The sequence below is a fragment of the Pseudoalteromonas sp. OF7H-1 genome (assembly GCF_022347825.1).
GTDB lineage: Bacteria > Pseudomonadota > Gammaproteobacteria > Enterobacterales > Alteromonadaceae > Pseudoalteromonas > Pseudoalteromonas maricaloris.
Window position 1 is genome coordinate 451,998 of the sequence record NZ_JAKRFX010000002.1, and the last position, 22,342, is coordinate 474,339.

Annotated in this window: 20 protein-coding genes, 11 tRNA genes and 1 rRNA gene; 18 read left to right on the forward strand and 14 right to left on the reverse strand. The window is 42.2% G+C overall.

Translation table 11 applies throughout. The features are described 5' to 3' along the window. Positions 1-15: 15 nt before the first annotated feature. Positions 16-996 carry an ion channel gene (locus MHN30_RS04110; RefSeq protein ID WP_010606522.1) on the reverse strand — a complete coding sequence of 327 codons (981 nt, stop codon included), beginning with the start codon at positions 994-996 and terminating at the stop codon, positions 16-18. A gap of 226 nt (positions 997-1,222) precedes the next feature. Here MHN30_RS04110 and MHN30_RS04115 point away from each other — a divergent pair, with 226 nt between their 5' ends. Continuing rightward, a complete protein-coding gene (locus MHN30_RS04115; RefSeq protein WP_130126522.1) occupies positions 1,223-1,879 on the forward strand; it encodes a YgjP-like metallopeptidase domain-containing protein in 657 nt (218 codons plus the stop codon). 22 nt (positions 1,880-1,901) lie between these two features. Here the strand turns inward: MHN30_RS04115 and MHN30_RS04120 are convergent, their stop codons facing one another. Further along, complete coding sequence (locus MHN30_RS04120) at positions 1,902-2,297, reverse strand: helix-turn-helix domain-containing protein (RefSeq protein WP_130126521.1); 396 nt, start codon at positions 2,295-2,297, stop codon at positions 1,902-1,904. A gap of 72 nt (positions 2,298-2,369) precedes the next feature. Here MHN30_RS04120 and MHN30_RS04125 point away from each other — a divergent pair, with 72 nt between their 5' ends. Continuing rightward, positions 2,370-2,867 carry a DUF2938 domain-containing protein gene (locus tag MHN30_RS04125; protein WP_239358539.1) on the forward strand — a complete coding sequence of 166 codons (498 nt, stop codon included), beginning with the start codon at positions 2,370-2,372 and terminating at the stop codon, positions 2,865-2,867. Positions 2,868-2,884: 17 nt separating this feature from the next. Here MHN30_RS04125 and MHN30_RS04130 read toward each other — a convergent pair. The 4 genes from MHN30_RS04130 to MHN30_RS04145 all read right to left on the reverse strand — a co-directional run bounded on the left by MHN30_RS04130 (position 2,885) and on the right by MHN30_RS04145 (position 3,299). Then, positions 2,885-2,969 (reverse strand) — tRNA-Tyr (locus MHN30_RS04130). Positions 2,970-2,995: 26 nt separating this feature from the next. Beyond that, a tRNA-Tyr gene (locus MHN30_RS04135) sits at positions 2,996-3,080 on the reverse strand. 29 nt (positions 3,081-3,109) lie between these two features. Then, positions 3,110-3,194: transfer RNA gene (locus tag MHN30_RS04140), tRNA-Tyr, on the reverse strand. A 20-nt stretch (positions 3,195-3,214) separates the two neighbouring features. Next, a tRNA-Tyr gene (locus MHN30_RS04145) sits at positions 3,215-3,299 on the reverse strand. A gap of 112 nt (positions 3,300-3,411) precedes the next feature. Here MHN30_RS04145 and MHN30_RS04150 point away from each other — a divergent pair. After that, positions 3,412-3,933: a VC2046/SO_2500 family protein gene (locus MHN30_RS04150; RefSeq protein WP_130164390.1), complete on the forward strand. Its 522-nt coding sequence runs from the start codon at positions 3,412-3,414 to the stop codon at positions 3,931-3,933. A gap of 374 nt (positions 3,934-4,307) precedes the next feature. Here MHN30_RS04150 and MHN30_RS04155 read toward each other — a convergent pair whose 3' ends face one another. From MHN30_RS04155 to MHN30_RS04165, 3 genes are all read right to left on the reverse strand, one after another. Then, positions 4,308-4,769, reverse strand: coding sequence for a YchJ family protein (locus MHN30_RS04155; protein ID WP_130164389.1), 462 nt, complete (start codon positions 4,767-4,769; stop codon positions 4,308-4,310). Between the two features lie 45 nt (positions 4,770-4,814). Beyond that, the gene (locus MHN30_RS04160) at positions 4,815-5,210 is read right to left on the reverse strand and encodes a hypothetical protein (RefSeq protein WP_239358541.1); all 396 of its coding nucleotides are present in this window, start codon (positions 5,208-5,210) and stop codon (positions 4,815-4,817) included. Positions 5,211-5,540: 330 nt separating this feature from the next. Further along, complete coding sequence (locus tag MHN30_RS04165; protein WP_010375560.1) at positions 5,541-5,990, reverse strand: SEL1-like repeat protein; 450 nt, start codon at positions 5,988-5,990, stop codon at positions 5,541-5,543. 121 nt (positions 5,991-6,111) lie between these two features. Between MHN30_RS04165 and MHN30_RS04170 the strand changes: the two genes are divergently transcribed. Beyond that, a complete protein-coding gene (locus MHN30_RS04170) occupies positions 6,112-7,401 on the forward strand; it encodes an NCS2 family permease (protein WP_239358543.1) in 1,290 nt (429 codons plus the stop codon). Between the two features lie 67 nt (positions 7,402-7,468). On the opposite strand, the gene MHN30_RS04175 is transcribed toward MHN30_RS04170, so the two are convergent. Next, positions 7,469-8,230, reverse strand: coding sequence for a hypothetical protein (locus MHN30_RS04175; protein ID WP_130164387.1), 762 nt, complete (start codon positions 8,228-8,230; stop codon positions 7,469-7,471). A gap of 413 nt (positions 8,231-8,643) precedes the next feature. On the opposite strand from MHN30_RS04175, the gene cysB reads away from it, so the two are divergent. Next, the gene (gene cysB / locus MHN30_RS04180) at positions 8,644-9,621 is read left to right on the forward strand and encodes an HTH-type transcriptional regulator CysB (protein ID WP_010375565.1); all 978 of its coding nucleotides are present in this window, start codon (positions 8,644-8,646) and stop codon (positions 9,619-9,621) included. 52 nt (positions 9,622-9,673) lie between these two features. Here cysB and queC read toward each other — a convergent pair whose 3' ends face one another. Then, positions 9,674-10,330, reverse strand: coding sequence for a 7-cyano-7-deazaguanine synthase QueC (gene queC / locus MHN30_RS04185; RefSeq protein ID WP_039492259.1), 657 nt, complete (start codon positions 10,328-10,330; stop codon positions 9,674-9,676). A 123-nt stretch (positions 10,331-10,453) separates the two neighbouring features. On the opposite strand from queC, the gene queE reads away from it, so the two are divergent. Next, a complete protein-coding gene (queE, locus tag MHN30_RS04190; RefSeq protein ID WP_239358545.1) occupies positions 10,454-11,119 on the forward strand; it encodes a 7-carboxy-7-deazaguanine synthase QueE in 666 nt (221 codons plus the stop codon). Positions 11,120-11,217: 98 nt separating this feature from the next. Here the strand turns inward: queE and MHN30_RS04195 are convergent, their stop codons facing one another. From MHN30_RS04195 to MHN30_RS04205, 3 genes are all read right to left on the reverse strand, one after another. Then, positions 11,218-12,084: a transporter substrate-binding domain-containing protein gene (locus tag MHN30_RS04195; RefSeq protein WP_239358567.1), complete on the reverse strand. Its 867-nt coding sequence runs from the start codon at positions 12,082-12,084 to the stop codon at positions 11,218-11,220. Between the two features lie 159 nt (positions 12,085-12,243). Continuing rightward, positions 12,244-13,212 carry a cysteine synthase A gene (gene cysK, locus MHN30_RS04200; RefSeq protein ID WP_010375573.1) on the reverse strand — a complete coding sequence of 323 codons (969 nt, stop codon included), beginning with the start codon at positions 13,210-13,212 and terminating at the stop codon, positions 12,244-12,246. Positions 13,213-13,340: 128 nt separating this feature from the next. After that, positions 13,341-15,635: a DUF5916 domain-containing protein gene (locus MHN30_RS04205; protein WP_239358547.1), complete on the reverse strand. Its 2,295-nt coding sequence runs from the start codon at positions 15,633-15,635 to the stop codon at positions 13,341-13,343. A 211-nt stretch (positions 15,636-15,846) separates the two neighbouring features. On the opposite strand from MHN30_RS04205, the gene MHN30_RS04210 reads away from it, so the two are divergent. From MHN30_RS04210 to MHN30_RS04265, 12 genes are all read left to right on the forward strand, one after another. Beyond that, complete coding sequence (locus MHN30_RS04210) at positions 15,847-16,992, forward strand: dicarboxylate/amino acid:cation symporter (protein ID WP_045987887.1); 1,146 nt, start codon at positions 15,847-15,849, stop codon at positions 16,990-16,992. 259 nt (positions 16,993-17,251) lie between these two features. Next, entirely contained in the window at positions 17,252-17,902 is a 651-nt protein-coding gene (gene uvrY / locus MHN30_RS04215; RefSeq protein ID WP_010606537.1) for a UvrY/SirA/GacA family response regulator transcription factor, read from the forward strand. A gap of 11 nt (positions 17,903-17,913) precedes the next feature. Then, positions 17,914-19,737, forward strand: coding sequence for an excinuclease ABC subunit UvrC (gene uvrC, locus MHN30_RS04220; protein ID WP_239358556.1), 1,824 nt, complete (start codon positions 17,914-17,916; stop codon positions 19,735-19,737). Positions 19,738-19,779: 42 nt separating this feature from the next. Then, entirely contained in the window at positions 19,780-20,325 is a 546-nt protein-coding gene (pgsA, locus tag MHN30_RS04225) for a CDP-diacylglycerol--glycerol-3-phosphate 3-phosphatidyltransferase (RefSeq protein ID WP_010375584.1), read from the forward strand. A 209-nt stretch (positions 20,326-20,534) separates the two neighbouring features. After that, positions 20,535-20,610: transfer RNA gene (locus tag MHN30_RS04230), tRNA-Gly, on the forward strand. Positions 20,611-20,617: 7 nt separating this feature from the next. Next, positions 20,618-20,691, forward strand: a tRNA-Cys gene (locus MHN30_RS04235). A 36-nt stretch (positions 20,692-20,727) separates the two neighbouring features. After that, positions 20,728-20,814: transfer RNA gene (locus tag MHN30_RS04240), tRNA-Leu, on the forward strand. Positions 20,815-20,871: 57 nt separating this feature from the next. Then, positions 20,872-20,947, forward strand: a tRNA-Gly gene (locus tag MHN30_RS04245). Between the two features lie 21 nt (positions 20,948-20,968). Continuing rightward, a tRNA-Leu gene (locus tag MHN30_RS04250) sits at positions 20,969-21,055 on the forward strand. A 43-nt stretch (positions 21,056-21,098) separates the two neighbouring features. Then, a tRNA-Gly gene (locus MHN30_RS04255) sits at positions 21,099-21,174 on the forward strand. An 11-nt stretch (positions 21,175-21,185) separates the two neighbouring features. Then, positions 21,186-21,259: transfer RNA gene (locus MHN30_RS04260), tRNA-Cys, on the forward strand. 965 nt (positions 21,260-22,224) lie between these two features. Beyond that, a 16S ribosomal RNA gene (locus tag MHN30_RS04265) occupies positions 22,225-22,342 on the forward strand; the annotation flags it as partial.

The window sequence follows — 22,342 nt, forward strand, 5'->3', positions numbered from 1 at the left end:
ATGACGAGATGAGTATCATCTCGTCATTTGCTTTACAAAAACCACCACAAATAGCGCTAATGAAAAGCTGCCGGTAAAAGCCTCTACTGCTGCGATCAGCCGGGAGATCCCCACAGGGGTAATATCCCCGTAACCCAAGGTTGTGAAGGTAACAACACTAAAATAAAAGCTGTTCAGCAGCGCCATGACGTTTTCAGATACACTGTTGTCTAAGTCCAGTTGCATTATCTGGTCTTGAAACGAAACACCAAATAGAAAATAGCAAAATGCACAGGTAATTATCATACCTAAACTGAAGCGAATGACATTTTCCGGCTTTTCTCCATACCCACATAATAAGTCGACAAAGCTGGAAATAAGGTGACGTTTTGAAAAGCGTGGATACTGGGCATGTCGCATGCGCAGCTCTTTGTATGTAAAGCGCCCAACCATTTCAAATAGTCCTTGGTTTTCTGCGCCTTTACGTAGTAAACGATAGATCTCTTCGGATTGTAGAAACAAGTCTTCCGCGTCTTCTTTGGCTCGGTTTCTACGAGCTTCAAAAGCTTGCTGCTCTTGTAGTAATTGCTCGCCGAGTTCCATATTATCGATACGGGTGTTTTCAAGCTTTATACCGAGCAAATTGGTGCTTTCTAAATTACAGCAGTGCAGGCTTGCTTCTCTCAAATCGGCCTTCATTAGCGACGCATGCTTAATGGTATTATTAAACAGGTGCGCCCCTTTCAAATTGGCACGATAAAAGTTGCTATAAGATAGATCATAGCCATGATGATTTTCAAAGTTAACAAGATTGAGCCCTTCTAAATTGGCTCGCTTCAACTCTAAGCCTTGCAGCAAACCGCCGCGCTTGGCGTAGCGTTCAAGCTTTTGGCTTAGCTCTAAGCCACCTTTATCGAATTTATTGTCATGCCAAAAGCAGTAACCTGAGCCCATATCGATTTCACTGCATTTTTTTCCCTCAGGTGACACATATTGGCAAATGGGTTTATCAGCCATAGCTTGCCTAAATCAAAATGCCTTTTTCATTAAGCGTAGCAGCAAAAATAATAAATACGGTGATTTAACGAAAAAATCTTTCTAATTTATAGAGTGTTAGAAACCACACTATTGATGAGTTAATTGTCATTGTTGATCAAATTCATCATCTTACATGGCGTTTGCAGTGACTCCGATAAGTTGCTCATATTATAATGCATGCTTTAGTGACTAAGAATTTGTTACCTTGCAATATCAATTGAAGAAAAGCCGAAAGCGTAAGAGCGTTGCGATAAAAATAAAAGCTGGCCAAGTATTTGTGTATGCACCAGAGCAAGTTTGCGAGCGCTGGTTACATAATTGGGTGGAAAGCAAATCCGATTGGATAAAATCAAAGCTTGCTCTAAAAGTCATACCTGAGAGCCCTCGGCCACTGGAAACAGGAATTGTGCAAGTATTCGGCGAGACCTTTACCATTCAAAGAGGCGAAAGCACGACCTCTGTAATTGATTTTGATAACAAAAGGGTGTTACTTAAGGCTGTCAAAAATGAATGGCGTGAATTAGTTGCGCTGTTAAGCGAAACGCTAAATGACTATGTAGATATGGTTATTGCGCGCTATCAACCTGATATTCAAGCTCGCTTTGATACACTAAAAATACGCGTTTATAAAAGCCGCTGGGGCAGTTTTTCATCTAAAGGCGTGCTTGCGTTTAATACGCTTTTGATTGGTGCGCCTAAGTGGGTAATTGATTATGTGGTAGTGCACGAACTTTGCCATTTTCATGTCATGGCACACAATAGCGCATTTTGGCGCTTGGTAACAAAGCACTATGGCCACGACCATAAAATGGCTCGGCGTTATCTACGTGACCACGGTCGTGACTTGATGATTGAGCATTAGCATAGTGTCCTGTTTATGCCTATTATTTCTCGGGCCTCGCTTTTGCTGCGCGTTTTAACAGCTTCTGAAATGTCGGACATTCAAAATGGCTTGGCGCAGGGCATTTGGCAGCGTGATAGAGGCCATCTCGCATTGCAGTTAAATGCTTAATGGTTTCATTTAATTCATCCCCTTTGGATTGTAACTTCGCCCTATCAATATCCGCTTTACCCTCGGGGGTAAACATGTCCGCTATTTCATCTAACGAAAAGCCTGCGTTTCTGCCTAGTGTAATAAGCGCCAGACGTTCAAGTATCGAATGGGGGAAAACACGTTTGAGCCCTTGTCGACCAATCGATCGGATCAGTCCTTTTTCTTCATAATATCTAAGCGTGGATGCGGGTAAACCTGACTTCTTTGCAACTTCACTGATATCCATTCTTGCCCTTGACTTAAAGTTAACTTGAACTAGTAGGATAGCGGCTATCAGTAAAAAAGAGGAGTAAAAATTGTGGAAAACCTATATACGATGTTAATGCCAGCAGTCGTGATTGGCGTAGGTGCAACGCTTGTTATGGATTTGTGGGCATTTATGCTCAGTCGCTTATTTGCCATAAAGGGCTTAGATTATGCATTGGTTGGTAGGTGGATTGGGCACTTGTGTCAAGGTCAACTCACGCATCAAGGTATCGGGCGTAGTAAACCAATATTTGGTGAACGTGTCATTGGCTGGGGCGTGCATTATCTCATTGGGATTGTATTCGCCTTGGTGTTACTACTGAGCGTGGGCAAGCCTTGGTTGACTGAGCCTAGCCTTTTGATTGCGTTAGCTTTTGGCTTAATAACATGTGTTTTTCCATTTTTTATTATGCAACCCTGTTTTGGTGCAGGGGTCGCAGCATCTAAAGTACCAGAGCCGAATAAGGCAAGGGTAAAAAGTATGGCAGCACATTTGATTTTTGGGTTTGGATTGTTTTTAAGCTCGTTTATATATGTAAGTTTGCTGTGAGATAACAAAATAGAAGGTGGTGGAGGGAGCTGGATTCGAACCAGCGAAGGCTGAGCCGTCAGATTTACAGTCTGATCCCTTTGGCCGCTCGGGAACCCCTCCATCATTTGGAGCGTTTACTTTAAAAGTGGTGGAGGGAGCTGGATTCGAACCAGCGAAGGCTGAGCCGTCAGATTTACAGTCTGATCCCTTTGGCCGCTCGGGAACCCCTCCATACATTTTAAAGCGTTACAATTTGAAAGTGGTGGAGGGAGCTGGATTCGAACCAGCGAAGGCTGAGCCGTCAGATTTACAGTCTGATCCCTTTGGCCGCTCGGGAACCCCTCCGAAATTGTAACTGTTGTTTATGGTGGAGGGAGCTGGATTCGAACCAGCGAAGGCTGAGCCGTCAGATTTACAGTCTGATCCCTTTGGCCGCTCGGGAACCCCTCCTAAACAACGGCGGTGATAATAACAAAGTTTTTTTCGAAGTAAAGAAAACTACTAAAGTTTTTCGGAAAAAGGCCGATAAATTCGTAATTAGCAAAATAATCGGTTGGAATACATGCAAATTGATGGCGTTTTAATCAGTGAGTCGCAATTAGGATCCGCATTGAACATTAGTGTTCATGAGACGCGCTCTGCCGATTTTGCCATGCTGTTATCTATGCTATCAACCGATGCATTAGATTTTAGCCAATTTCACCTACCAGAATCTGAAGCTGCCGCAAAAGATAACTCAGAAGAAATACTAAAAAAGCAATTTGAAATAGGTCCACAAAAGCCGCTTGCGCCAAAAGAGTACAATATGCTTATTGGTCAGCATAACGCGCAGCTGGTATCTATGGGGGCGATGGCAACCTTGCGATTGCAAGAAAATTTAAATCCAGAACCTTTTGCCGCACGAAATGATAAAAAGCATATTCCACTCGACGTTGTAGAAAATTTGGAACCAGCGGTTAAAAGACGTTTGGCGAGCGCGCAGGGTAAACTGGCCTTAGTTGCTGATAAGGCGATGGATGCGGCTGGTTTTTATGATCAAATTGCAACGGGTGATATGCAGAGTATGTTACGCGCGACGGCGTAACAACATCAGCTGCTTCTACTCCTTCAAATTGAGTAAATTTAAGACAAACTGGTATTAAACTTGTCATTTCACAGCTGTTTGCTTCGTTACTAGACTGACATAAAACGCCATGCTTATCGCGCCTCATGTCTAATACCAATTGAATTAATTCTCTAATCAATTTGAAGGGTGAAATAGCATATTAGCTTCGTTAAAAATTTCTCATTTAGAACAACTAAATAGCAAAATTTTTGCCTTGCTACTAAAGCTATTTCCCCGCTTCAAGATAGATCATTTACTTAATACAACTGGTATAAGCTAAACGGCCTTTAATCATCCTTAGCTTGCTTCAAGCTTTTTTATGGCTTTGTATCTAATCTCTAATTCAGGTTATTTTAGCTACCGTGGCACTTTTTGTACTTTTTATTACTGCCGCACGGACAGAGGTCATTTCTGCCTACTTTGGTTGTAGGCGTATCGTACAATTCACCATCTAAGTAATACCATCTGCCTGCTTCGATAATAAAATTTGACCGCTCATGGAGTATATAGTGTGTGTTTTCTGCGATATAGTGCGCCTTAAACTCAACGATCCCCTGAGTAGCTTCTACTACTTCTTCTAGCACTTCTAATTTTATAAAGCGTGCGTAATTAGCAAATGCAGCAATATCGTCGACACTATTTTGTGCTTGTTTAGCCTGGGCGTAGGTGTCATGAATATACTTTGCATCTTTTAAGCAGTATGCAGTATAGCGAGAGCGCATGAGTATTTGTGGACGCTCTGCGAATTTTTGTCCCTTAAGGTACGGCTCACAACATTGCGAATAGGGAAGGGATGAATTGCAATAACAAGACATAAAAACTTCTGTTTTAACAAATTTATATCCCGTTATTGTAGCTGGTTAAGCACTTTGAAAACAGTGGATCGCAACGTCAGATACCGGCAGTTCCATTTTGTTGATAGTTTGCACTGATGCAATATCAGTCCAAATCACCACAGCAGCGAAATTACCATTGCTGATAGCACTTTTAAGTACATACTCAAGGTCGTATATGTGCTTTTGCCTAATGACGAGCAACTTGCCTGCATCAACTGAAGCACTTTCTAGTAGTGACTTGTTTGGTACATTATCGGGCGCAACGAGTAGCGTCCAGCCTTGTTTATGCTGACATTTATGTAAAACTTTAAGTAACTCTAAGCTAGCGACGATCTCATCTTCAACGATAACATCATTGATTTCGTTAAGTGTGTAATAAGTCGAATTATTTGGCTGTAGAAGTGTATTGCTGTGTAACATAATTGTCTCACTGGTTATCTATACAGTATGTGTATACAGTAGTTTATACAGTGTGTGAATGCAAGGGAAATTGCTAGCTTTTTAATCAATATTCAAGCTTGATTTTTATTTAGTTTAAATTTTCAATATAAAACAAATGGTTGTGATTTTTTGAAATGAGAGCTTAATTGACGAAAGTTCAGTATGAGTAAAGCAATTGGAAGTTTTCTCAGCTGCTATACAGTAGTTTTCCTACTGTACTATTGTGATCGTTGCAGAGGGTAAGCGTAAGTTTGCTTAAGAGAGGCTTGGCTACGCCTAGCCTACATTCTTTGATGAGTAAAATTTAATTTACTGGCTAATATGCTGTAGTTGATGAATTTGCTCGTAAAGTGTTGCAGCATAGCATTGTGCATCTCTAAAGCGCTTAGTTGTAAGAAAGCGGCGGACATCAAGTAGTACTTGTTCGGCACCTTTGTGTCCTTGGCTGCTGGCCAAACTTAACCAAGCAGCTGCATGAAAGGGGCTGGGTGGCACTCCTTGACCTTTCATAAACAACAAACCTAAAAAAAACTGTGCCTTTAAATCACCAGACATCGCCGCCAGTCTTAGCCATTTTGCCGCGAGCGGAAAAGATTTTTCTTTTAAGTAATAGAGGCCTTTTTTCAAAGCTTGGGTATTGTCGTGAAGATCTGGGAATTTTGCGTCCGCTTTTAATGGCGACGTTACAAATTCAAGCACATTCAGCAGCTGCTGTTCTAAGTCATGGTTTGCTGAGTTGTCGGTGCTATTTTGATCCATATCTTTATTCGCAATAATGTTGATAAGCAGAGTGTAGCTGAATTTTAACTATTTTGTCCGAGTTTTAAAGTGATTCGTGTTAAAATCCAACCACTTGTTCCTCAAATTTGTAATTTTAGTTATGCTCGAGCGGTTATTTTCACTGCAAGCTATGCACACCAATGTAAGAACTGAGGTGGTTGCTGGCTTGACGACATTCGTTACTATGGTTTACATCGTTTTTGTAAACCCTGCAATGCTAGCAGAAGCTGGTATGGATCACGGCGCTGCTTTTGTAGCAACTTGTATCGCAGCCGCAATCGGCTGTTTTATTATGGGGCTATGGGCAAACTATCCGTTAGCGCTTGCGCCTGGAATGGGCTTAAACGCCTTTTTTACCTATGGTGTTGTGCTTGGCATGGGCTATACATGGCAAAGTGCATTAGGCGCGGTATTTATGTCGGGCTGTTTATTTCTATTTTTGAGCGTATTCAAAGTTCGCGAGTGGGTGATCCAAGCTATACCTATCGTGTTAAAGCGTGCGATCGCGGCAGGTATTGGCGCATTCTTAGCGTTAATCGCGCTAAAGAACGCGAAAATTGTTATCGCAAGCGATGCTACATTAGTACAACTTGGTGATATCACTTCTCCCGGCCCGCTATTAGCTATTGCGAGCTTTTTTGTTATTGCGGCGCTTATGTACCGTGAAGTCAAAAGTGGCGTGCTTATCAGCATTTTAATGGTAACGGGTATTGCGTGGGGGCTTGGGCTTGTAGATTATCATGGGGTTGTTGATATGCCCCCAAGCATCGCGCCGACCTATATGCAGTTGGATTTGAGCGGAATTTTTGAGCTTTCCATGCTTAGCGTGGTATTTGCATTTTTATTTGTCGATTTATTTGATACCAGCGGCACATTGGTTGCGGTGACGCAAAAGGCTGGATTATCTGACGAACATGGTCGCATGCCAAGGTTGGGTAGGGCGCTGTCAGCTGACAGCACTGCGACGATTGCAGGCTCAGTGCTCGGTACCTCAACGACGACTTCATACATCGAATCAGTGTCAGGTGTATCTGTCGGTGGTCGCACAGGGTTGACGGCCGTGGTCGTGGGGATCTGCTTCTTACTCATGATATTCTTTGCGCCACTGGCACAAATGGTTCCCGCATATGCGACGGCAGGCGCGATACTGTATGTGTCGGTATTAATGCTACAAAACCTAAAGTTGATTAATTGGGATGAGATGAGCGATGCTATTCCGGTGAGTGTTGTGTTATTGATGACACCACTTACGTTTTCAATCGCACATGGTATTGCCTTGGGTTTTATTTCTTATACGGCAGTTAAATTGGCGTGTAACAAAGCAAATGAAATCAGTATCAGCGTTTGGGTACTGACAGTACTCTTTATCGTTAAGTTTGCTTTTGGTTAAGCAAGTGGGTTTACTTCATTTGTAATAAAAAAGGCTGGGAGACCAGCCTTTTACGTAAATGATGGTGTTACCACTTCTTCTTTGGTGCAAACAGGACGTCCAAGTCGTCTTGTTCTTGCTCTGCTTTCTTTTTCACCGCTGATGCGTTGGACGCTCTAAGTTCGCTGCTGATCTCTTCTAAATAACCTTCCAGCTGTGCTTTTTTCTCTTTTACATAGTCATCATTGTATGAGACGGCGCAAATTGTAGCGTAAGCTTTTTCAAAGTATTGTCTTGCTGAACCGACCATATTTGCGGTCCTCGCTGAAAGCCCTCGTTTTATCTGGCTTTCAACATTGATTTTAAGCTGAAATCGCTCCAGCCTACGGTCTTCATTAACGAACAGTTGAGTGTCTACTTTACCTTTACTATGCTCTGAGCGTAGTAGTTGGCGTAATTTCTTTATGCCTTGAACTAATGCGATAATTTGCTTGTCGTTGTCAGGAAGTGCTATCGAGTCTGAGTCTGCTGTTTTTTCAGGCTGAGTATTTAAGCGCTCTTGCGACTCGTGTAAGCGACTTTTTAATTCTTTCGAAGTCGGAGACAACTCCACCATTGCGGCTAAAGCGTCATGCACGCGGCGCTGAATGATACGGATCATGACTTCAGACATCGGAATATTGCTGCCATTCATGATGACGTCTTCCGCTTCTTCTATTACGCGTTTTTGCTTACCAAGTTCTTTGCGTCTCTCCGCTTCTTGTTTCTCTTTATGTTGCTGGATCGCGCTTACCCAAACTGCTATGACGATAAGTGCAACAATCAACATTATTATAATAGAAACAAACATACTGAAATCTCTTTCATGTAACCACCAGTGTAATCTTTTAATCTTACATGAATTCGTACTATTCTGAACAGGTTTACGACAATAACCTGTAAAAAAGATAAAGAATTCATTATTTTTTAGTATAGCTGATGCCTAAATGAGCGGTTAGTTTTAGTGCAAGATAGTCGCCAGATTTAGCACGTGAGTTTGCAAAAGCGTGTCAAAATATTCGCTATTTGGCCAAGTGACTGTCTGAGCGTCAGTGAAAATGCTGATATTTAGTACCTCTTGGCTACCTCATTTTTACCAAATGTGCTAGCCTACATAAGGTCGTAACAGGCGGTTTTTATCGCTTTGCACTAAACTCGCTAACAAAAAGCGGTTTTGCTATGGGCTGATGCTCAACATCAAGAGATCATAAGAATAAAAGCAATATGAAATTACAACAATTGAGATATATCGTCGAAGTGTTGAATCACAACCTTAATGTGTCAGCGACGGCGGAAAGTTTATATACCTCTCAACCAGGTATTTCAAAGCAAGTGCGTATGCTTGAAGACGAGTTGGGGGTACAAATTTTTGGCCGTAGCGGTAAGCATTTAACGCATGTTACGGGCGCGGGTAATGAAATTATTAATATTGCTCGTGAGATCCTTTCTAAAGTGGAAGGGATCAAAGCGGTTGCAAATGAACATACCTTACCAGATCAAGGTAAACTGAACATCGCAACGACGCATACTCAAGCTCGTTACGCGTTACCTCCTGTGATCCAAGGGTTTATGAAAAAATACCCTGCGGTTTCTTTACATATGCATCAAGGTACGCCACAGCAAATCTCTGATGCTGCCGCTCGAGGTGATGCTGACTTTGCTATCGCTACCGAGGCGCTGCATTTGTACAGTGATCTGGTCATGCTACCTTGCTATCACTGGAATCGCAGTATTGTGGTCGCCAAAGACCATCCTCTTGCACAAAAAGGCAGTGCACTGACGGTGCAAGACGTCGCTAAATATCCGTTGATCACCTATGTATTTGGCTTTACTGGCCGCTCAGAACTGGATAAAGCATTTAATGCTCATGGTTTGGAGCCACACATCGTGTTTACTGCAACAGACGCCGATGTGATTAAAACCTACGTAAGATTAGGGCTCGGTGTTGGCGTATTAGCGTCAATGGCACTTGATGAAAAGTCTGATAGCGACTTAGTTTGCATCGATGCGAGTCACCTATTCGAAGCAAGTACGACGAAAATTGGTTTCAGAAAAGGAAGCTTCCTAAGAGGCTACATGTACGATTTTATTGAGCGATTTGCACCCCATCTCACAAAAGATGTGGTAGAGCGTGCAAGTTTGCTACGAAATCAAGATGATATCGACAAGCTATTTGAAGGTATGACGCTTCCGGTGAAATGAAGACTTGAAAAGTATATGAAAAAGGCCTCAACAGAGGCCTTTTTCGATACTGTTATTCGTACGGAAGCGGATCTGTTGCCTGGTTTAGTTCAAACGCTTCGAGGCGCTCTTGGCAAGCACCACACTTACCACATGCTTTTTCGCGGCCGTTGTAACACGTCCAAGTGTCAGCGTAATCTAATCCCATTTTTAGACCGTCGGTCAGGATATCAATTTTTGAGTTGTTAAGGTAAGGACTGACAATTTCAACGGCGTCGTAGTTCGCAATGCGGCAAACATCATCCATCTTTTTAACGAACTCAGGGCGGCAATCCGGATAAATTGCATGATCGCCAGAGTGAGCACCGTAAAATACCTTATTTGCTTTTAGAGAGACAGCGTAACCTACCGCAAGAGAAAGCAAAATCATATTGCGATTAGGCACAATCGTGCTCTTCATGCTCTCTTCTTCATAGTGGCCTTCTGGCACGTCGATGTCATCTGTTAGGCTAGAGCCTGACAATAATTGATTGATAGCAGAGATATCAACGACCTTATGAGCAACGCCGAGTTTAGCACATACGTCAGCGGCAACTTGTAGCTCTTTTACATGTCGCTGGCCATAGTTAAAAGACAGTGCATAAACCTCATGGCCCTCGCGGACAGCCTTGTTTAGTACAGTGTAAGAGTCCATTCCGCCGGAATAGATTACGACAACTTTTTCGCTCATAGGTGATTTGCCTCGATTTTGATAGAGGTTTACTTCAGGGCGCGATATACTACACGGCCGCTGGAGAAATGACAATTTTCTCGCGGTATTTTTCGACAACTTTATCTTAAACACGGGGCCATTTTGTACAAGGTTAACGAAATATTTGAAACAATTCAGGGTGAAGCAAGCTTCACTGGTACGCCTTCAATCTTTTTACGTTTGCAGGGCTGTCCAGTTGGTTGTGCTTGGTGTGATACCAAACAAACCTGGGAAACCAACGACACTTTTATTGTTTCATTGGATAACACTGTAGAAAAAAAGGCTGACTCAGAGTGGTGGGCGAACGCGAGTGCTGACGAGATCTTGGCGATTTTCGAGGCGCGGGGCTACCAAGCCAAACATGTGGTGATCACCGGTGGTGAACCTTGTATGTTTGATCTTCGCCCATTATGCAAGTCATTGCATAGTAAAGGGTACAGCACACAGATTGAAACCAGTGGCACATTTGAGATCCTCGCGCCAGCTGAAACTTGGGTTACCGTGTCGCCAAAAATTAATATGCGTGGAGGTTACAAAGTACTTCCAAGTGCAATGGCTCGTGCCGATGAGATAAAGCACCCCGTCGCGATGCAAAAGCATATTGAGGAATTAGAGGTGTTATTTGCACAAACTGGGGTTGAACCAAAGCTAGTGTATCTTCAGCCAATCAGCCAAAAAGCCAAGGCCACTAAGCTTGCAATAGACAATTGCAAAGCGAAAAATTGGCGCCTATCAGTTCAAGTGCACAAGTATTTAGGGATTAACTAAAGCGATTTGCCTAAGCGTATTTTAGCTAAAAATGCGGTGTGTTTAAGCTGAGGCATTGAACAAACCGCGATGCTTAGGCGTTAAGCACTATGTAGAGGTTAATAACACTCGTTACTGACCATTTCGATCATTCTTTGCGTTTCGCCACTGTTCTCAAATTGATAGAGATTACGATTAATATCTTTGAGCAATTCACGCCAATGTGGCTTTTGCTTGCTAAGCGCAAAGTAGAGGTGATTATACTTTATAGGTGGCGTCACGTTTTCTATGTTTCTTAGTAATTCAATTTTCTCAGCTCTAGGTAAGTCTGAATAATTGACCGTAAAGCGCAGTACTTTTGGATCGCCTATTACTAAATTTACGCGTTTACCGACGAGTAACTTCACCAGCTGTAAATCATTTACGGCCTCTACAGTAACAAATTCACCATTATCCATCATAGCATCAAATTCAGGGGTATTCTGATAGCCCCTCACGACACCAATGAGTTCATTCTTAACTGAGTTTAAATTGCCATCAAAGCGGTCTTCTTCACCTCTTCGTTTCAAAAAGCCGATTTCACCACCAGGAAAGGCATTAGATAAAGCAAGTAGCTCTCTGCGGGTCTTATTCTTGTGATTGTCAGACGGTGCTGAATCCTCAATATAGTATTCAGGGAATAAAATATCGGCTTTTCCCGTTTCCGTGGCCCTTACGGCACGAGCCCAAGGCAAAAATTCAACATACACTTGATAATCTAAGTCTGTAAGCAGTGCGACGGCAAACTGAAAGGCCCAGCCTTTATTGCAGAGGTTTGCACCGATATAAGGTGGCCAATCTAATGTCACAATATGAATGAAGGCATTTTTGCCTTTCTTATTGTATAGATAGCCCCCTTGATACTTTTCTCCAGCAACAAGGCGAAATTCTCCACCCTTAAAGTAGGCAACGTTTAAATTCTCCCCATAGATGAAACTACTAAACATGAGAAAAAACATGAGTAATAAGGTCTTTATAATCATCAAAGTCGAAAAAGCGTAGCGAATAGATAAAGTGTAGTGAAAGGAAGTGAAATTAAAAGGAATAATATAAAAAACAAAGGGGCAGTGATGCCCCTTGGTAATCTAGAATATGAAACTCTACTCTTACTGCACTAATTCTTGTTCAGAGAATGTGTCTGCAAAGAGTGGGCTAGTTAGGTAACGCTCTGCAGCGCTTGGCAAAATAACCACGATGTTTTTATCAGCATTTTCAGGTTGCTCGGCAATACGCTTTGCGGCAACTAGGGCTGCGCCTGAAGAAATACCCACTAAAATACCTTCGTCTTTCATCAGCTGGTGAGCCATTGCAATTGCATCTTCATTCGACACCAACTCAACGCCATCAATAAGCTCAAGATCTAGGTTGCCCGGAATAAAGCCAGCGCCAATCCCTTGAATTTTGTGTGGACCTGGTTTTACTTCGTCGCCCGCAAGGGTTTGCGTGATAACTGGTGAGTCAACTGGCTCAACAGCGATTGACTTAACATTTAGGCCTTTTTCATTTTTCAGATAGCGTGAAACACCGGTGATCGTGCCACCCGTACCAACGCCCGCAACGAAGTAATCGATATTACCTTCAAGTGCATCAAAAATTTCTGGACCCGTTGTTTCAAAGTGGATCTTCGGGTTTGCTGGGTTTTCAAACTGTTGCAGTAACACGTATTTTTCAGGGTTACTTGCTTGGATTTCATTTGCTTTTTCAATCGCGCCTTTCATGCCCTTGGCGCCTTCTGTCAGCACTAAATTTGCGCCAAGTGCTTTAAGTAGTTTACGACGCTCAAGGCTCATCGTATTTGGCATAGTAAGTGTCAACTTATAACCACGAGAAGCAGCAACGAAAGCCAGTGCAATACCCGTGTTACCTGAAGTTGGTTCAATGAGCTCTTTACCTTCGCTAAGAAGACCCGCTTTTTCAGCTTCCCAGATCATAGACGCACCAATACGGCATTTAACGCTGAAGCTTGGGTTACGCGCTTCCACTTTTGCGTAAACATTGCCGCCAGAAACGCGATTGATTTTAACCAGCGGTGTATTACCGATAGTTAGACTGTTATCTGCATATACTTTAGTCATTTGTGTTCCCTAATCTAGGTTTGCTTGTATTCCATCACTTTACTGCGCATTTCGCAAAACGAAAGGAAAGATTGGCTATAAGATATATCAAATTTGCTTATAGCCAATAGTTATTTAAAGTTTGATATTTAAATCAACCAGGCATAACTGAACTTCATAAATACCGTCTTTTCGTCTTTAGTTATCTTTGACAAATCATCGTCTTGATAACCATGATCGGAATAGCCTGCAAAGAAAACGGTTTGTGGGTTTAGTTTGTAGGAATAGAGCAGTTGGGTGCTGATACTTTTATAAGTAGCATCAACATCGTCATTATAATTGCTCTGGTTTCTCGAAATATCCGTGTTGATGATTGCCAATCTCAGATAGCTATTAATGTTAAATTGGTAAGTCAGGCGTATATCGCTCAGATTTGCGGTATAAACTTCCGCGCCATTCGCTTTCATTTTTTCGAATGTATGGCGCAATCTAACTTCAAAATGTTTGCCAAGATTGACGTTAATAACCGGACGGGCGAAATACAAATCACCAAGACGGTTGTTTGCAAGGTCAACCCGGTTTCCTTTACTTAAGTTCAAGCCTGCGAAAACGCCGGCCATTGGCTTGAACTCCATATAGGTCCACTGTGAATTCTCGGTAAATAGATCGGTATTGCCGTCAATCGCTAGACGGGTTTCATCATGTCGCAGTCCAGTGCGTTTTCTATGTTCAACACCGAAATCAAGAAAGCTTTGCAATGGGCCGTCAACTGCAAAGTTGGTTTGCACTTCTTTTTCTAATAACTCGCCTTGCTCGTTGTGGGAAATATCCCAGTCGGCGTACCAACGTGCACGGTTCCACCAGTTGTTGTCATCGCCATACCAACGGTACTCTCCGCCAAAAAGAAATTTATTAAAGTCGACCTGAGTGATAAAGCCCATATCGGTTCTAAGTGCTGCATCGCGAGCTTGATAGCTGGTAAATGCCTTCCAATGCTTGCGATTGTGCTCATAATTAACGTAATAGCCAGCACCACGGTCATCTTCGTCAATCACTCTGAGTACACTTTCGTTTAGGTCGCACTCAGCGAGCGTACTATCACATAACGCTTCAGCGAAAGCGCTATCATAGTCTGTATCTGAGCCAATTAACTGCACTTGTAGGGTATCGTTATCTGTTGGTTTGTATTTGGCGTCTATACTCGCAACTTGGTTGCGATAGTCGTCGCTTTGCCTGGTCGTCGATGTCACGCCTACTGACAAGGTTTTGTTTAGGTCATGACGATATCTCAGTGCCATGTTTTGGCTTTTTCTTTCTAGTGAGACAACGCTCGAGCCAAGATTTCCGGGAACAACGACATTGAGTCTTTCATCGTTGGCAATAAATCCTGCAAAAGTGTGACCGTTTTTATTACCGGTAAGCTTGACGCCATAATCGGGTGCTGAAATGTTCCGAGTATGAATAAGGTTAAGGTGAGAAGAAAAGTAATCGGAATTATCTAAAAAGAACGCCCGTTTTTCAGGGAAAAATAGGCTAAAGCTATTGTTAACGCTCAATTGTCCCGTGTCAGCTTCAACTTGTGAGAAATCAGGGTTTAATGTTGCGTTTAGTGTCATATCTGGTGTGATAGCCCACTTGACGTCTAAACCCGGCTCGACATTATTGTCGGCTTGCCATGGCTCTGCGATACCATCATCTATGTCGCGAGATTCTCGCCTATTGGTGACTAGTGTTGGAATAACGGCAAAGTTACTCCCTTGCTTAGCCTTAGCAAATCCTTGATATTTCGGCATTTGACAGATCCAGCAAGAGTTTGCATGTCGCAATTGCATGCTGGAGATGCGCAACCTTTCATTTCTTGGATAAAAACGCAGAAACTCTAAAGCCATGGTTTTGCTCTCGAGGGAGTCGTTAAAATTTAATACACGGAGTGGGATTTCAACTTCAACAACATAACCGTCTTTGTTTATCTTTCCGACGCTATCCCAGATCCCATTCCAAGAACCATTCTCACTTTTAGTGAGTTCGTTTTCAATTGAGTCTTGTTGTACACCTAGTGGATTGATGAAAAACTGGTAAGCGCTTTGGGCATTGTTAAATGAATCAATTTTAATGCCGACAAGATCATCTTCCCAGGCGCGGTCACGGTCACGATAAAATGCGCGGATCAACTCAGGATTAGGATCCTTTGCATCAAAAGCGATAAACAAAGATTGACCATTTTCATATACGTAGGCCTTAGTTTGTACTGGACTTGATTGGTTCTCGTATGGCCAAGTGATGTTGTTGATATCTATTTCTAATGCACGTTGCCAAATATCGGCTTCAAGTACACCATCAATTTTTGCAGAACTGTCGATAAATGGGATTTTATTTGGGTCTAGTGCCCATGTTTGGCTAGATAGACTAAGCGCGACAAAAGAGTAGGTTACAGCTTTAAGCATGAATTTAATTATTTTACAGAGACTTTTGTCAGTATTAGATAATATGCAATGAGCTGAAACAATTTATTTTCGTCAAGTTGCAATTATTTACGTTAGGTGGCGAATATGTATACATAAAATGTACAAATCTATTTATCTCCATCGAATTAATAGCAAAGATGGTCAAAAACATGTTACAACAACGCCTTTGAAAATCTGCTAGGAAGTAACTATGTCTCTTATATTGAAGCTAGTGGCGGGTATCGTCGCTGGTATGTTGGCGGGTCTGTACTTGCCGACTGTGTTAGTTGAGCTCTTATACACCTTCAAGGTGATCATAGGGCAACTTATCAGCTTTACTATTCCTCTGATAATCCTGCTTTTTATTGCTTCGGGTATAGCAGGCTTACCAAAGGGATCGGGCCACTTGCTTGGTAAGACAGTCGGCTTTGCTTATGGGTCAACCATTATTGCTGGCACATTAGCATTTTTATTGGTTAATGCTTTCATCCCATTCTTTGACGGAGGCGTTGCTTATCAAGCCGTGGAAGAGTCTCATCTTAATAGCTTTATTAATATTGAGATCCCTCCGTTGATGGGAGTGATGACGGCACTTGCAACGGCATTTATCTTTGGTATTGGGATGAGCCAGTGCGGTTTAACTAAACTTAAAGGTGTCACTGACGAAGCGAGAGATGTGGTAGATGCACTGCTTGCGAAAGTTATTATTCCAGTATTACCGCTTTACATCGCAGGTGTTTTTGCTGAAATGGCAGTAGCTGGTACGGTATTCGACACCCTGAGTACGTTTGGCGTAGTATTGCTTGCCGCGATTATTATGCATTGGCTATGGCTAAGCACTTTGTTTGTGGTGAGCGGCCTGCTACTTGGTAGAAATCCACTGGAACTAATCAAAAATATGCTACCTGCGTATTTTACCGCTATTGGTACTATGTCGAGCGCGGCAACTATTCCAGTGTCTCTTCGCGCAAGTAAATCTAATAATGTTAACGAAGAGGTTGCCAATTTTACCGTACCACTTTGTGCCACCATCCATTTGTCAGGGTCGACTATTACCATAGTGACTTGTGCAATGGCTGTGATGCTGCTTTCTCCTGAGATGGTTGTACCGTCATTGTCGGAAATGTTGCCATTCATCTTTATGCTTGGTGTCGTAATGATTGCGGCTCCTGGTGCGCCGGGTGGCGCGGTTATGTCTGCGCTTGGACTATTGACCAGTATGCTTGGTTTTAATGAAGGCGCAGTGGCATTGATGATTGCTTTATATTTAGCGCAAGACAGTTTTGGCACGGCATGTAACGTAACCGGTGACGGTGTGATTGCACTTTGGGTCGATAAATTTTCGAAGCAAAGCTGAGTCATATAAAAATAAATCTACTATAAATTGCTATGGCTAAAATGCCATAGCGGCTGCCTTTAAAATCACAATGCGGTGAAATTATAATCAAACTGTATCTTTCATTAATTAACTATTTGGTTAATTCATATCAAAATTGTATTTTTCTCTCGTTTCTATCGTTATGCTTTTAAAAAATATGTGGTAATCTCAAACATCTGGAAGCGGGGCTGTAGGTTGCTTCGCTCCTTTTACCAATATATATGTAGAGGGTGTGCCATTGATTAATGTGCTTTTAGTTGATGATCATGAACTTGTCAGGACTGGCATAAAACGCATTTTAGATGATGTGCGTGGCTTTAAAGTGGTAGGAGAAGCCAAAACCGGTGAGGAAGCCGTAACCTTTTGTCGCCAAAGTGAGCCTGACATTGTGCTAATGGACATGAACATGCCTGGTATTGGTGGATTGGAAGCGACCAAAAAGATTTGCCGTTACTGTCCAGATGTAAAAGTTATTGTGCTTACCGTGCATTGTGAAGATCCGTTCCCAAGCAAAGTAATGCAAATTGGTGCGCATGGTTACCTAACAAAAGGTGCTGGCCCCGATGAAATGATCAATGCAATACGTGCGGTTAATGCTGGCCAGCGTTATATTGCGCCAGAAATTGCTCAGCAAATTGCTCTTGCGCAATTTAGTGGCCGCAATGACGAAAACCCTTTCCAATCGCTATCGGAAAGAGAATTGCAGATCATGCTCATGATCACTAAAGGTGAGAAAGCACAAAATATTGCAGATCGCTTGAACCTGAGCTCTAAGACGGTAAATAGTTATCGCTATCGCATGTTTGAAAAGCTCAATGTGAGCGGTGATGTGGAATTAACCCACTTGGCGATTCGCCATAAAATGATCGATATAGATAGCAGTCATTAAGTTCTTTTTAAATGACTGAATTTGATTACAAACCTTTCCTTAAGACATTAACAACAGAACCTGGTGTGTACCGCATGTACGATGTGGACGACCAGGTTATCTATGTTGGTAAAGCAAAAAACCTCAGAAAACGAGTTTCTAGCTACTTCCGTTCAAATATAACAGATAGTAAAACGCGAGTATTGGTCAGTAATATTGACCATATTGAAGTAACGCTAACGAATACCGAAACCGAAGCGCTGCTTTTAGAAAATAACTTAATTAAGAAATACCAACCACGATATAACATCCTCTTAAGAGATGATAAAAGTTATCCGTATATTTTCCTGAGCGCCCATCAACATCCAAGACTTGCATTTCATCGTGGTAGTAGAAAACAAAAAGGCGAATATTTTGGTCCTTTTCCTAGCAGTGCTGCGGTATCGGAAAGTCTAAGGCTAATGCAGAAGATCTTCCCGGTTAGGCAATGCGAAGATGCGTATTACCGCGCACGCAGCCGACCTTGTTTGCAGTATCAGTTAAAAAGATGTTCAGGACCATGCGTTGGCAAAGTAAGCGACGAAGAATACCAAGAACAAGTAGCCATGGTTCGACAGTTTTTGACGGGACGCTCTCAGGACGTCATCTCAGCACTGGTGGAACGAATGGAAACCGCCAGTATGTCTTTGGACTTTGAGAAAGCAGCAAAACATAGAGATCAAATTGCTTTATTAAGGCAAATGCAAGAGCAGCAGTCCATTGCAGGAAACTTTGCAGAGCTTGATGTCATCGGTTATGAGCAGAAGAACGGTTTAGTGGCCATTCATGTACTGATGATAAGGGAGCATAAGGTACTTGGGACGAAAACACATTTTCCAAAAGTACCAAAAGATTCTGGCGCAGATGAAGTGCTAACTTCTTTCATCGGGCAGTATTATATTTCAACGGGTAACCACTCTAGAATTGCTAAAGAAATTGTATTGCCATTCGAAATAGAAGAGGGAAGTGCATTAGAAGCCGCGCTGACTCAAGTTTCGAAGCGCAAAGTTAATTTCAAATGTAACGTTCGTGGGGAACGAGCCCAATATCTTGCATTAGCAAATAAAAATGCGCAAAACAGTATTGAAGTTAAACAAAGTGCACAAGACTCAATCACCAAACGATACGCCAAACTAAAAGCAGTGCTAGGGCTGTCAGACATTCAAAGAATGGAGTGTTTTGATATCAGCCATACCATGGGAGAAAACACGGTCGCATCGTGTGTTGTATTTGATGGTCAAGGGCCAAACAATAGAGAGTATCGCAGATATAACGTCACAGGGATCACCCCAGGGGATGATTACGCAGCGATGGATTTTGCATTAAATAAGCGCTACGGCAAAATGTCGGATGAAGCGAAAGTACCCGATATTATTTTTATTGATGGTGGTAAGGGGCAGTTAGGTAGGGCGGAATCTTTCTTCGCTGATTGGCAACTCAGTAAAATGCCGATACTGATAGGGGTTGCAAAAGGCACAAGCCGAAAGCCTGGATTAGAAACATTGCTAATAGATGGTGGTCGTAAAACGGTGAATGTCGAAAGTGATTCACCTGCATTACACCTTATCCAGCATATCCGCGACGAATCACATCGCTTTGCAATTGCAGGGCATCGTAATAAAAGACAAAAACAAAGAACGCAATCTGTGCTTGAAGAGATTGAAGGCGTAGGTCAGAAAAGACGTCAGGCACTACTTAAGTTTTTAGGAGGCATGCAGGGAGTTAAATCTGCAAATATACATCAATTAAAGCAAGTTCCTGGGATCAGCCCTGAAATGGCTGAAAAGATATTTAATCATTTGCATGACAAAGCTTAAGCAATCATGCGAACATAGAAAAAAAGACAATACCAAGTAGTTATGTGGAATATTCCAAATACGCTCACAACATTTAGATTGCTACTCATTCCCGTGTTTGCAGTCGTTTTTTATCTTCCTTATTCATGGGCGTTTTTTGCCGCCGCTTTTATTTTCTGGTTAGCTTCCGTTACCGATATCCTCGATGGCTATCTTGCGCGTAAGTTGGAACAGTCAACACCATTTGGTGCTTTTTTAGATCCTGTTGCCGACAAGGTGATGGTCAGTGTTGCTTTAGTGATACTTGCTACACATTATGATAATTATTTCATTACTATTTCTGCTGTTGTCATTATTAGTAGAGAAATAGTTATTTCTGCGCTTCGTGAATGGATGGCTGAACAAGGTAAAAGAGGTAGTGTTGCAGTATCTTGGCTGGGCAAATTCAAAACAGCTGCACAGATGTTAGCTATTATAGGTTTGATTTGGCAATTATCAGATTGGATGACAATGCTAAGTTACGCACTTTTAGCTATCGCGACATTGCTAACATTAGTTTCTATGATCCAGTATCTCTATGCTGCAAAAGGAGAATTGACTAATTCTTGACTTGAAATGATTATAAACCCAGCGGTTTAGATAAATTTTGAGCAAACGATTCAAAACATTCATTTTTTATGTTGACGCGTTCCAGAACTTCTGTAGAATGCGTCCGTGTTGAGAGGGCAGTATGTCATCTAAATGAAATTTAGATAGCATCACCTAGCAAGTTAAAGTTTAATGAAACTTAATAAATAAGTAGATTTAAATAATGGAACGCGAGTATAGCTCAGCTGGTAGAGCGCGACCTTGCCAAGGTCGAGGTCACGAGTTCGAACCTCGTTACTCGCTCCAAATTTGCGGCGGAATGGCAGAGTGGCCATGCAGCGGATTGCAAATCCGTCTACCTCGGTTCGACTCCGGGTTCCGCCTCCATTTCTCAACATATCCACATGCGAAAGCAAACCCGATGCCCGGGTGGTGGAATTGGTAGACACAAGGGATTTAAAATCCCTCGCTGGTAACAGCGTGCCGGTTCAAGTCCGGCCCCGGGCACCATTTATATCGGGATTTGTATGTAACAAATCTATATGGTTTTTATATACAAAACGGAACGCGAGTATAGCTCAGCTGGTAGAGCGCGACCTTGCCAAGGTCGAGGTCACGAGTTCGAACCTCGTTACTCGCTCCAATTTTTGCTTTCACACCCGATGCCCGGGTGGTGGAATTGGTAGACACAAGGGATTTAAAATCCCTCGCTGGTAACAGCGTGCCGGTTCAAGTCCGGCCCCGGGCACCATTTATTTTTCACATATCAAATTTACCAGTGTGAAAAATGGAATGCGAGTATAGCTCAGCTGGTAGAGCGCGACCTTGCCAAGGTCGAGGTCACGAGTTCGAACCTCGTTACTCGCTCCAATATTCTTCATGGCGGAATGGCAGAGTGGCCATGCAGCGGATTGCAAATCCGTCTACCTCGGTTCGACTCCGGGTTCCGCCTCCATATCGCATATTCTCTTTATTCTTAATACCCTCGCTTATTTATCTTTTTATTATCCAAGAACTTCACTGTTACTGATTTATCCACATCTTCTTTTACTTAAACATTGTTTCTTTAGATCCCAGAATCATTGCTATAGCTACTAGTCAATAATAAGAAGGATCGAAAGTTAGTATTCAATGCCTTTATAAACGCACCTATATTCATATTTTCGATAAAAGGTATCATTTTGGTATCTAGTCCTGCTTATTGGATAGACTTACTGCTTCATAGTCGCTTTACATTTTCACTTCCACATAATTTACGTACACCTTCTCTACATAAAGCAGAATTGACCTGGCTTTGTTTCGAGTTCTATATGTAAGTAGGCAAGTTGATATGCTAACAGATGTTATATAACGCCATTTGTTCAGTTGTTCCTTAGTGATGCTTAAAGTTTATGTAGACTCGCGTGACTTCAATTCGGTCTTTTTGAGTGAAAAATATACTGCTTTGGTATGTTTCGTTTGTTTTTTGTTCGAACAAACCATTTTTATAAGTTTTAATGAAAAAAGGGTTGCACTAAAATCGGATCGCCCTATAATGCGACCCCACTGACACGGGGCGCTACGCTGAAAAGCAAAGCAGCAACGAGTTAGCGTCAAGTAAAACTTAAGTTCGAAACTTCTTCTCAAGAAATTCAAAATTAAGTGTTGACAAAAAATCGGGAATGCTTAGAATGCACATCCCTCGAAACAACGAAATGTTTCGAAATGTTCTTTAAAAATATGAAGCAATCATCTGTGTGGGCACTCGTACAGATTGAGTTCTAACAGCAGATTCTAGTTCGCTAGATGACGCAAACAAATTTAGAGTCTCAATTGTAACTGAGTGACTATATAGTCAATTCGTTTTGATTTTACTTTTTTGAAAAGTAGAAACAAACAATCAGAATTCATTGAGCTGAAGCTTAGGCTTCAAAAAACTTTTAATTGAAGAGTTTGATCATGGCTCAGATTGAACGCTGGCGGCAGGCCTAACACATGCAAGTCGAGCGGTAACATTTCTAGCTTGCTAGAAGATGACGAGCGGCGGACGGGTGAGTAA

What these genes read in the sequence shown, in the direction of transcription:
- MHN30_RS04170 (WP_239358543.1), top strand. Translation starts at nt 6,112, where the DNA reads ATGCTCGAGCGGTTATTTTCACTGCAAGCTATGCACACCAATGTAAGA.
- MHN30_RS04110 (WP_010606522.1), bottom strand. Translation starts at nt 996, where the DNA reads ATGGCTGATAAACCCATTTGCCAATATGTGTCACCTGAGGGAAAAAAA.
- MHN30_RS04205 (WP_239358547.1), bottom strand. Translation starts at nt 15,635, where the DNA reads ATGCTTAAAGCTGTAACCTACTCTTTTGTCGCGCTTAGTCTATCTAGC.
- queC (WP_039492259.1), bottom strand. Translation starts at nt 10,330, where the DNA reads ATGAGCGAAAAAGTTGTCGTAATCTATTCCGGCGGAATGGACTCTTAC.
- uvrC (WP_239358556.1), top strand. Translation starts at nt 17,914, where the DNA reads ATGACTGAATTTGATTACAAACCTTTCCTTAAGACATTAACAACAGAA.
- MHN30_RS04210 (WP_045987887.1), top strand. Translation starts at nt 15,847, where the DNA reads ATGTCTCTTATATTGAAGCTAGTGGCGGGTATCGTCGCTGGTATGTTG.
- cysK (WP_010375573.1), bottom strand. Translation starts at nt 13,212, where the DNA reads ATGACTAAAGTATATGCAGATAACAGTCTAACTATCGGTAATACACCG.
- MHN30_RS04120 (WP_130126521.1), bottom strand. Translation starts at nt 2,297, where the DNA reads ATGGATATCAGTGAAGTTGCAAAGAAGTCAGGTTTACCCGCATCCACG.
- cysB (WP_010375565.1), top strand. Translation starts at nt 8,644, where the DNA reads ATGAAATTACAACAATTGAGATATATCGTCGAAGTGTTGAATCACAAC.
- MHN30_RS04165 (WP_010375560.1), bottom strand. Translation starts at nt 5,990, where the DNA reads ATGGATCAAAATAGCACCGACAACTCAGCAAACCATGACTTAGAACAG.
- MHN30_RS04160 (WP_239358541.1), bottom strand. Translation starts at nt 5,210, where the DNA reads ATGTTACACAGCAATACACTTCTACAGCCAAATAATTCGACTTATTAC.
- MHN30_RS04195 (WP_239358567.1), bottom strand. Translation starts at nt 12,084, where the DNA reads ATGTTTAGTAGTTTCATCTATGGGGAGAATTTAAACGTTGCCTACTTT.
- MHN30_RS04155 (WP_130164389.1), bottom strand. Translation starts at nt 4,769, where the DNA reads ATGTCTTGTTATTGCAATTCATCCCTTCCCTATTCGCAATGTTGTGAG.
- pgsA (WP_010375584.1), top strand. Translation starts at nt 19,780, where the DNA reads ATGTGGAATATTCCAAATACGCTCACAACATTTAGATTGCTACTCATT.
- MHN30_RS04175 (WP_130164387.1), bottom strand. Translation starts at nt 8,230, where the DNA reads ATGTTTGTTTCTATTATAATAATGTTGATTGTTGCACTTATCGTCATA.
- MHN30_RS04150 (WP_130164390.1), top strand. Translation starts at nt 3,412, where the DNA reads ATGCAAATTGATGGCGTTTTAATCAGTGAGTCGCAATTAGGATCCGCA.